Genomic DNA, 8992 nt, shown 5'->3' with positions numbered 1-8992 from the left:
CCTCTGCTCTTTCTTCTTCTTTAAGAGCTTTTTGTAAGTTTTTCTTTTCTTCTAAGTCTAGGAAATCTTTGGCTGGCATAAGTAGGATTTTTCTAAAATTACTATTTCTATTTTAGGTGGTTTAAGTGCGTTTTAGCTTACTATCTGAGATAGCGCTAAGAGTGGCGGTAATCCGATACTCTTTTCTTACTCTAAGTAAATATCTCGAAACTGCAAAAAAGAGTATTTTTTGTCCCAAAACTGTGTATAAAATACTGGATTGCCGTAACCTTTTTATCGCTGCTTTCTGGCTAGGTTTCAGCTGCGGTTGATCTGGTTGAATCGGCACATCTACCTCTAAATAATTTAGCTGTGATATCCAATCCTTAAATGGTTGAAGTTCGTTAAAAAACCAATTAAGTACAGCTTTTGTGCCTATTTGTGACAAATTAGGATGAGAATCATAGTAATCTTTTAAAGCCATTTGTCGCTCATTAGGTGAATTAAATGATTTTTTTAAAGCTTGCGGGGAGTCTTTTAAAATTTCCATAGTACATTCACTAATTAAATTTAGTGTAGTTAGATAAGGATCTGCTTGATTTAAACTGTTTGTAGAAGACCATTTAACATATTTGTCTTCAAGCACTTTTTCTTCCAAAATTTTTCTGGGAATTAATGCTGATATTTTACTGTCATCTAGCAATAATTGAGTTTGTTTATCAATAGATTTTGCAGTTTTGTTTATAACTGTAAAAATATTACGAGTCGCTTTGATAATATCATCTCTAATAGTTTCGCTTGCATTGCTATAGCCTACCCTTCCAAGTTCTCTAAATACTAAGTAAACAACTGGTATATCAAAGGTTTCAGAGCAATCAAAGCTATCTTTTAACTGTTGAGAATTTAATGGTTCTTTGCCTGTGTGAGCATTCCAGTATCTTTTTAGAGAAAGTAATCTATGTTGTCCATCAATGACAATTCTAGCAACGTTTTTGTACAGTTTTAAATTAACCCATTTTTCTACAGTTTTACCTTGACTACTAACTGTAGAAAAATCCCAGAACTCTCGTTGCTCATTTGAGTTTGGCAAAAGGACGACTACAATTGAATTAAAAAACCTAATTCCCCCTTGAGCTAAGTAGGAAAATATTTCTGTTTCCGCTCTTTTTTCATCGAGTTTTCTCTGGACTCTTTCGGAGAAGCTCCAGCTGCCTTGTATCTCGTCAGCAAATCGAATGTTTTCTACTGCATCACTTTGTTCTAAGGTTGTTATAAAGTATCTAACTTCACCAAACTTACCAGTGATTGCTTTATATTCAATAGTTTCTGGAGACTGATTATCTAGTTCCATATTTTAACTCCTTTGAGTATTGAATTTGGGTTGACATAATTGAATTAATAAGCTTTCCAATTGTCTAGAAATATTTTTCGGACAAGGAAAGGAAATAAACAAAAATTCGTTATTCGATCTTGAATTTCCATGTTTTGATAAAAAACCATCCTCTCTTTCCAAGTGTTGAAGAAATCTCATTCTTAAATTGTTTGCCGTGCCAATATATTCTGGATGCTGTAAAATGCTACATGAAATTAGAAACTCTTTCAGAATTCTTCGCTCCTTTGGTTGAGAAATTTCTTGAAGAAAATATTCCATGTTCTGAGATAAACTAACTGGCTCTCCACAGATATCTATGGTAAATTTGCTTCTATCATTATTCTCAGAAAATTTTGTTTTAAACACTGTATTTTGCAAGCGAGTCTTGATATTACCACACAAATCATGCTCAGAAAAATCAAACGCATGATAGAAAGCGTAAACACCCGATGACTCCGGGAGATAATCTGCAGCAGATCTAGTAGCTGTTACCACAGTAAATTTTTTGAAAAAATTGTCGTGAACTGTTTCTTCCATGATGATATGCTGAGACTCAGAATTAGCCCATTCCCGCTTTTGAGGATTTTATAGAGTGACTTGTAATCTCTCCGTGCAATTATATCATTCCCAAATGAAACCCTTCAATAACATAATGTAAAGAAGATTCGGATCTTCTCGACTTTGTGTGATAATTTTTGCTTATGAAATCGTGAAATACTTATCAGGCAAGACTTTTAGGACTATTTTGCGGCATAGACTATCAGTATAGACCTCGTTTCCACACAGAAACCAGAAGAGTCAAGATTCCTGTTTAATGTCAGATAGTTATCCCTAATGAGTAATTCAAATATACTAAAAATGTCAAGTATTTGAAGCTATGCAGAGAGAATTGACAAGGATTAAAGGCAGTTCAAGAGTTTTTAAACTACCATCGCAGTCATAATATAAAGTAAATTTACTCATGGCTTCCAATTTAGCGATCGCTAATCTCTACTTATATTTTCAATTAAGATCTGAACTTCCCCCTTGACAAAAGGCCATAACCTGTGCTTTGGGAGGGATTAAGAGAATTTCTGATGCCCTCTTCCCTGGTAGAAATCAAGGAAACCCCCCATAAATCTAACTCGGTTTCAGCAAATATGCTCGATCCCTGTCCATTGAGAAATATTACAATAAACACGGGTACACCAAGAAAAGTTAAGGGATGTATCCATTGATGGATAAGGGTTGTCGGCTATTGTAGTAGATATGTTTGGAGTCAGTTGAGATAGACAAAAATAGTCAAAATATTTATAATAGAAGATTAGACTAAAATTTTCTGTGACTTGCCCATGTTATTGTCTGGCGCCACCGGTAGCGAACAATTTTTAGGTAGTGAAGCGATCGCCACTTACGCCACAGCTAAGGCCGTGATCCTGCCGATTCCCTACGAGGCCACCACCACCTATCGCAAGGGTTGTGAAACTGGACCGGCGGCGGTGATTACTGCTTCCCAACAATTGGAAGCCTATGACGAGGAACTTAAGAGGGAAACCTGTTTAGAAGTGGGCATCTATACCCATGATGCGATCGCCGATACCCGTCAACAACCGCAATTGTCCGCCGAGGAGATGTTAGCCGTCACCACAGCTACAGTTTCTCGTTTAATTGCCGATGATAAATTTGTCGTCGCCGTCGGGGGTGAACACGCTATCACCACGGGAGTAGTACAAGCTTATCGACAAGCTTTATCGGACCCTTTTACGGTGGTTCAAATTGATGCCCATGGCGATATGCGTTTTGAGTACGAAGGATCGCACCATAACCACGCCTGTGTGATGCGTCGGGTGTTAGAAATGGGTTTACCGACTTTACCCGTGGGAATTCGGGCTATTTGTCGAGAAGAAGCGGAATTAATCGCTAAACAGCAGATTCCCGTAATTTGGGATCGAGATATCGCCAGGGATCCGGATTGGATCGAAAAAGCGATCGCCAAAATTAGCACCGAGAAGGTATTTTTAACCATAGACGTGGATGGCATAGATCCGGCTTTAATTCCGGGGGTGGGAACACCTGAACCGGGGGGGTTAAGTTGGCATCAAACCCTAGGCTTTCTCCGTCGTCTTTTCCAAACTCATCAGGTGATTGGCTGTGATGTGATGGAATTGGCCCCGATTAGTGATTCGGTGGTCTCAGAATTTACCACTGCCAAGTTAATTTATAAGTTAATTGGCTATCAATTTATTGCCTAGGGGCTTGCCTAATTAGAAGCAATCGTGTTATAATAACAATTCGTGCGGACGTATAGCTCAGTTGGTTAGAGTACATCGTTGACATCGATGGGGTCACTGGTTCGAATCCAGTTACGTCCATAAATTATCTGCCCTAGTCCCGGTCATAACCTTCATTTCTGATGATAGGATGAACGATCGAAGCTCTCCAGACAAACCCTATGACTAGCTTACTGCGCGACTTTTGGTATGTGGCCACACCGGCAAATAAACTTAAACCCGGTCAGCTAATGGCCAAAAAAATGCTAGGTGAACCGATTGTTGTCGGTAGGAGAGAGGATGGAGAAGTGTTCGCATTGCGGGATATTTGCCCCCATCGTGGCATTCCGCTGCACCATGGCTGGATTGAAGGGGATGGGGTGTACTGTTGCTATCATGGCTGGAAATTTAATACTAGCGATGGCGTTTGTTCTGAGATCCCCTCATTAACGGAACACGATCGCCTTGATATTAGCAGAATTTGCGTCACCAGTTATCCCTGTCGTGAAATACAAGGTCATATCTGGGTGTTTATTCCGGCAGACTCAAAAAGAGAAATTAATCAAGAAAATCTGCCTCCTGTGCCGACTATTGCCGATTTTGGCAAACTTACCCCCAAAATAGCCGAAACTATCACTTTTGACTGCAATATTGACCATGCAGTGGTGGGATTGATGGATCCGGCCCACGGTCCCTACGTTCATACTTCTTGGTGGTGGCGCAGCGGTCCACGCAAATTTCGGGTCAAAGAAAAACAATACGAACCTGTTCCCCTCGGTTTTCGTCTTGCTCCCTATGATATGCCCGTAAGTGCGAAACCCTATAAAATTTTGGGTAATAAAGTATCGATTGAAATTGTTTTTGAATTGCCCTCGGTGCGTACAGAAATACTACGAGGTGATCGGTATTTAGCCTGTGCTTTTACGGCAATTACTCCCATCGATGAAAATCACTGCGAAGTCCATCAAAGTTTATACTATACGATTCCTTGGTTGGCATTTTTAACCCCTCTTTTGCGTTATTTAACTCTACAATTCCTCAAACAGGATCGCGATGTGGTAATTAAACAACAGGAAGGACTTAGTTATCATCCAGCTTTGATGTTAATTGATGATGCCGATACCCAGGCCAAATGGTATTATCGCCTCAAGCAAGAATACGAAAAATCTCAAGCAGAAAAACGGGATTTTGTCAACCCCATTAAAGCACAAATTTTACGGTGGCGCAGTTAGAACTCGATGATTTTATGACTGGACTTGCCCACTGATTATTTATTCTCCGTTTTGCCTTTTGGCTATTGCCTCTCCTCAATTCACAAACCGGGGTATTTTAATCGCTTTGGTTGTCGCTATTTTAGGAGGTGCGGCTAAACTTTTTGGTTTTTTCCCTCCCATTAATCTTTTGATAAAATTCCTTGTAAAAAAGCGGTAGTTTTTAAATCAATCCCAGTAATTGCCGTGCCGACAACTACCGAATATGCACCAACTTCTAGGGCTTTTTTGGCTTCTGTTGGAGTCGATATTCCTCCTTCACAGATAACAGGAACTGACAACTTATTAACTAATTCTTCTAGGAAAGAAAAACTCGGCGGTGGCAGATTTTTAGTTGCTTCTGTGTAACCGTAAAGAGTTGTACCGACAATATCAGCACCGGCTGCCACGGCATAAATAGCACTTTCGATCGAGTCTATATCTGCCATGACTAATTTACCAGTTTCCTGATGAATACGAGCGATAATTGTGGCTAAATTTTCATCATTAGGACGCTTTCTGGGGGTAGCATCCAAGGCAATTATATCGGCACCCGCATCGGCAATGGCGAGAGCATCTTGATATTTGGGAGTAATATATACCGAACAATCGGGATAATTGCGTTTCCAGAGTCCAATTATCGGTATATCCGGCAATTGTTGACGGGTGGCTTTCAGATGAGCGGGACTATCAATTCTGACCCCACAAGCACCCCTATCCACGCAAGCATGAGCCATGGCGGCAATAATTACAGGATCGTGCAGAGATGACTCCACTGGCGCTTGACAGGAGACGATTAAACCCGATTTTAAGGTTTCTATTCTCATAAATTGGGGTGTGGGGTGTGGGGTGTGGGGTGTGGGGTGTGGGGTGTGGGGTGTGGGGGTGTGGGGTGTGGGGTGTGGGGTGTGGGGTAGTGGGGTAGTGGGGTAGTGGGGTAGTGGGGTAGTGGGGTAGTGGGGTAGTGGAGCATTTGGCTGAAATTTCCCTAAACCCCTAAATCCCTATCACCCTATCTCCCGACTCCTGAATTCTGACTCCTGACTCCCGACTCCTAACCCCACAACAAACTTTTTGCCGCAAACCTTACTTATAAGCAGCAATACACTGTTCAACTAAAGCGGTTACTGCGTCCACATCTTTCCAACCGAGAATTTCTGTGACTTTTTTCTCTAGATTCTTATAGGTTTTGAAAAACTCGGCGATTTCCTCCAAGCGATGGGGAGAGACATCTTTAAGAGATTTTACCTCTGCATAACGAGGATCTTTAGCGGGAACACAGAGAATTTTTTCATCGCGATCACCACCATCGATCATTTCTAGCATACCAATGGGACGCGCCGTAATCACACAGCCGGGGAAAGTAGGCTGATCCATGATCACCATACCATCTAAAGGATCGCCATCATCGGCGAGGGTATTGGGAACAAAACCATAATCACAGGGATATTGTACCGAAGAATAGAGAACGCGATCGAGAGCAAAGGCATTTAAATCCTTATCAAACTCGTATTTATTCTTACTGCCGGCGGTAATTTCCACTAAAACGTTAATTAAACCTGGTTTCGGTTGGGCAGGAATGCGCGATAAATCCACAAGCTTTCTCCAAATACAAGACAATAGCGCCTTTAGAGTCACCTAAAAGCGCAAGCAAAATTAAAACACACTTTGATTGACTCCGATCCAAATTTTACTCATAAGGGGGATCGGGACGAAGAAAAAAATTTTTATTTTGGCAATCGTCTATCTCAATTCTGTCACCTCATTTGCCTCGTTAGGGAGTAGGATGTGTTACCGGTAAGGGGTTCTTCGGTATAGTTAGGCGTGGAGTTATATCCAATCGCTAACAAGGGTAACGTTAGGGTCAGAATTGCGATCATGGTTCCGAGTAAATTGGCCCACCTATGACTAGGAGGTTCGGAAGTCTTCCCTGACGGGTTGCTTGATTCCATAAAGGGGTCGTGTTGAACTCGACAAGTAAAGAATACGAGAGATATATAGAGCAGTCAGCTATCGGCTTTTAGCTTTTAGCAAATTACTGCTATTTTTTGCCTTTGAGCTTGGTTAACGTCTCGTTAAAAAGCGAAACATTAACAGCAATACTCTCCCTACTAATTATATTTTACCAATTCTTTTCCAAGAGTTCACTCTGATACTTTTCTTGACGATCTCTCCAGATCATGGTCTGTTGGTGTTTGTCCATGTCATACTAAATCAGTTTTTAATAACTGGATTTAGTATCAATCCACAAAAAAAATGTCTGAAAAGCCCAAATATTAAGCGATTCAAACATTTTCTCATTGCAATCGGAGGGTGATATTGACTTTATGTCTTAACTTCGAGCTTACGATAGAAACTTGGCTGTTAATGTAGCCTATTTAACCAAAATATCGATTTTTTGCTGATTTATCGGGATAGACAATGACCCGTTCTTAAAATTATCCGAGTTTAGAGACAATTGGTTAGCTAATCTCCCAATAAGCCAGGCCCCAGAGACCAGCAAGGCATCCTCAAGCCTTGATTTGTCCTTGCTTGTCAGGGACAGCGATCAGGGCAAGTGGAGTTAATCTACCAATATGGATATCATAACTCGATCGAGGGAGAAAAGCCAAGAACCTGCGAGAAAATTGCCGATTTCTCCCGGCCAATATTACTGCTCACATCGCCCTAGATCATGCCGTCAGTCATTCTTCAGCGAGAAACCACCTCGCTAGAGGATTCTGATTCTAGGGGGAGAGAGGGTTTAATTATCCCGTGTTTTGTCTCCTCTGGTGTCACTTGACGGATAACCTCCAAAGCTTCCTTGATCATTACTGCCATGGGAACCGCGACAATCACCCCCAGTAAACCGCCCACTCGCGCCCCCGTCAAGACCGAGACCAACACCCAAAAGGGATTTAACCCAGTGACACTGCCCAAAATCCGGGGAGCAATGCCATTTTCGACAATTTGCTGCACCACTACAGCCACGGCTAAAACTTGCAGAGCTAAACCAATATCGCGCAAAGCTAGTAAAGCTGTCACCGTGACAATGCCTACAGTTCCCCCAAAAGGGATTAAGGCCATGGTGCCAATCAACAGACCGAATAGGAGACCAAAAGGGACTTTAATCGATAAAAATGCCGTGACTAATCCCAGGGCCATGCAGGTGGCGCAAATTACCTGTCCGACAAAGTAATTCTGAAAACTTAAGCGTAGGGTTAGGGAAAAGGGTTGTTGGACGGGTTTGGGCAACCATTGGATAATACTCCTCCAGATATCGGGACTGTGGAGAAGTAGATAAAAGGTGAGGATAATGGTTAGCAGCACATCAAGCACCCGCACCACGGTAAAAACCGTGAGATTAAGGGCTAAATTAACGCTTCTTCCCGCTAGAATTTGCAATTCTGCCCCTAAACGACTGTTAAACTGAGCGATAACACCATCGAAACTGATCGGAATCGGTAGATTCATCGTGTCGATTTTGGTATCTAGTTGCATCAGTTGGCGCTGTCCCGAGTCTAACCATTCTGGCAATCTGTTGACAAATTGCTGTGCTTGGGTGAAGACTAGGGGAACTAGGGTTATGCCCACGGCCACAAAAATTAAAATCGTGATCAGGGAAACCACGATTGCAGCTAAACCCCGTTTTAATCCCTGACGTTCCAACCAAGTCACCGGATAACCCAAGAGAAAAGATAGAACGGCCGCTATCAGTAAAATAACAAATAAAGATTCAAAATAGCCAAAAATTGCCGATAATGCCCAGACATTCAGGACGACAAGTGGTGCGGCTAGAGCAATCACCAGTAAGCGGGATAAGGAATTCAGGGATTGCCAGCACGTCTGAACCCAATTGCGTTTCGGGGGAACGACTTTAACTTCCACCATGAAGCCTCTTAAAAGGTTTGTTTCAATACTTGTATTCTGACAGATCGAAGCCGAACCCGCTAACTCAACCGGGGGGAAGTGGGGTGATGGGGTGTGGGATGCTGACAGGTGTAGGTTTATTACAACCCAGATGGTTCTTCGGTTTGTCTTATGCAACGTACAGGATTATAAGGAATGAAACTCTTATAGAGAAAGACATTTGGCGATTTTTGTCAATTGTTTTCGATCTAGAGCGAACTAATCAATTAAGTCTCTTGCCAGATAAGGATTTA

General features: G+C 41.8%; 9 protein-coding genes and 1 tRNA gene. 3 read left to right on the top strand and 7 right to left on the bottom strand.

Annotated features, from left to right (window positions below):
- Positions 1 to 121 precede the first annotated feature (121 nt).
- Both O9332_RS14420 and O9332_RS14415 read right to left on the bottom strand, forming a co-directional pair.
- Positions 122 to 1330 carry a DNA sulfur modification protein DndB gene (locus O9332_RS14420; protein WP_288026124.1) on the bottom strand — a complete coding sequence of 403 codons (1209 nt, stop codon included), beginning with the start codon at positions 1328 to 1330 and terminating at the stop codon, positions 122 to 124.
- Between the two features lie 3 nt (positions 1331 to 1333).
- Complete coding sequence (locus O9332_RS14415; RefSeq protein ID WP_012267255.1) at positions 1334 to 1888, bottom strand: GIY-YIG nuclease family protein; 555 nt, start codon at positions 1886 to 1888, stop codon at positions 1334 to 1336.
- A gap of 794 nt (positions 1889 to 2682) precedes the next feature.
- Here O9332_RS14415 and speB point away from each other — a divergent pair.
- The 3 genes from speB (at position 2683) to O9332_RS14400 (ending at position 4832) form a co-directional block, all read left to right on the top strand.
- A complete protein-coding gene (gene speB / locus O9332_RS14410; RefSeq protein ID WP_288026122.1) occupies positions 2683 to 3582 on the top strand; it encodes an agmatinase in 900 nt (299 codons plus the stop codon).
- A 46-nt stretch (positions 3583 to 3628) separates the two neighbouring features.
- Positions 3629 to 3702: transfer RNA gene (locus O9332_RS14405), tRNA-Val, on the top strand.
- A gap of 80 nt (positions 3703 to 3782) precedes the next feature.
- Positions 3783 to 4832: a Rieske 2Fe-2S domain-containing protein gene (locus tag O9332_RS14400; RefSeq protein WP_002760575.1), complete on the top strand. Its 1050-nt coding sequence runs from the start codon at positions 3783 to 3785 to the stop codon at positions 4830 to 4832.
- Between the two features lie 161 nt (positions 4833 to 4993).
- On the opposite strand, the gene O9332_RS14395 is transcribed toward O9332_RS14400, so the two are convergent.
- The 5 genes from O9332_RS14395 to O9332_RS14380 all read right to left on the bottom strand — a co-directional run bounded on the left by O9332_RS14395 (position 4994) and on the right by O9332_RS14380 (position 8720).
- Entirely contained in the window at positions 4994 to 5677 is a 684-nt protein-coding gene (locus O9332_RS14395) for an N-acetylmannosamine-6-phosphate 2-epimerase (RefSeq protein WP_288026119.1), read from the bottom strand.
- Positions 5674 to 5823 (bottom strand): hypothetical protein, encoded by a 150-nt coding sequence (locus O9332_RS14390; RefSeq protein ID WP_196219846.1) that lies wholly within the window; start codon positions 5821 to 5823, stop codon positions 5674 to 5676. Before O9332_RS14390 ends, O9332_RS14395 begins: the two co-directional genes overlap by 4 nt.
- 113 nt (positions 5824 to 5936) lie before the next feature.
- On the bottom strand, positions 5937 to 6446 hold the full coding sequence (locus O9332_RS14385) for an inorganic diphosphatase (RefSeq protein WP_002760578.1): 510 nt from the start codon (positions 6444 to 6446) through the stop codon (positions 5937 to 5939).
- A 161-nt stretch (positions 6447 to 6607) separates the two neighbouring features.
- Entirely contained in the window at positions 6608 to 6802 is a 195-nt protein-coding gene (locus O9332_RS28435; protein WP_012267246.1) for a TLTLP motif-containing protein, read from the bottom strand.
- Positions 6803 to 7541: 739 nt separating this feature from the next.
- The gene (locus tag O9332_RS14380; RefSeq protein ID WP_002760581.1) at positions 7542 to 8720 is read right to left on the bottom strand and encodes an AI-2E family transporter; all 1179 of its coding nucleotides are present in this window, start codon (positions 8718 to 8720) and stop codon (positions 7542 to 7544) included.
- Between the last annotated feature and the right edge of the window lie 272 nt (positions 8721 to 8992).

The organism is Microcystis sp. LE19-10.1B, from assembly GCF_027530565.1.
In the GTDB taxonomy this organism is placed as follows: Bacteria; Cyanobacteriota; Cyanobacteriia; order Cyanobacteriales; family Microcystaceae; genus Microcystis; species Microcystis aeruginosa.
The sequence above is the reverse complement of the archived record's forward strand: the minus strand, read 5'-3'. Positions and strand labels throughout refer to the sequence as shown.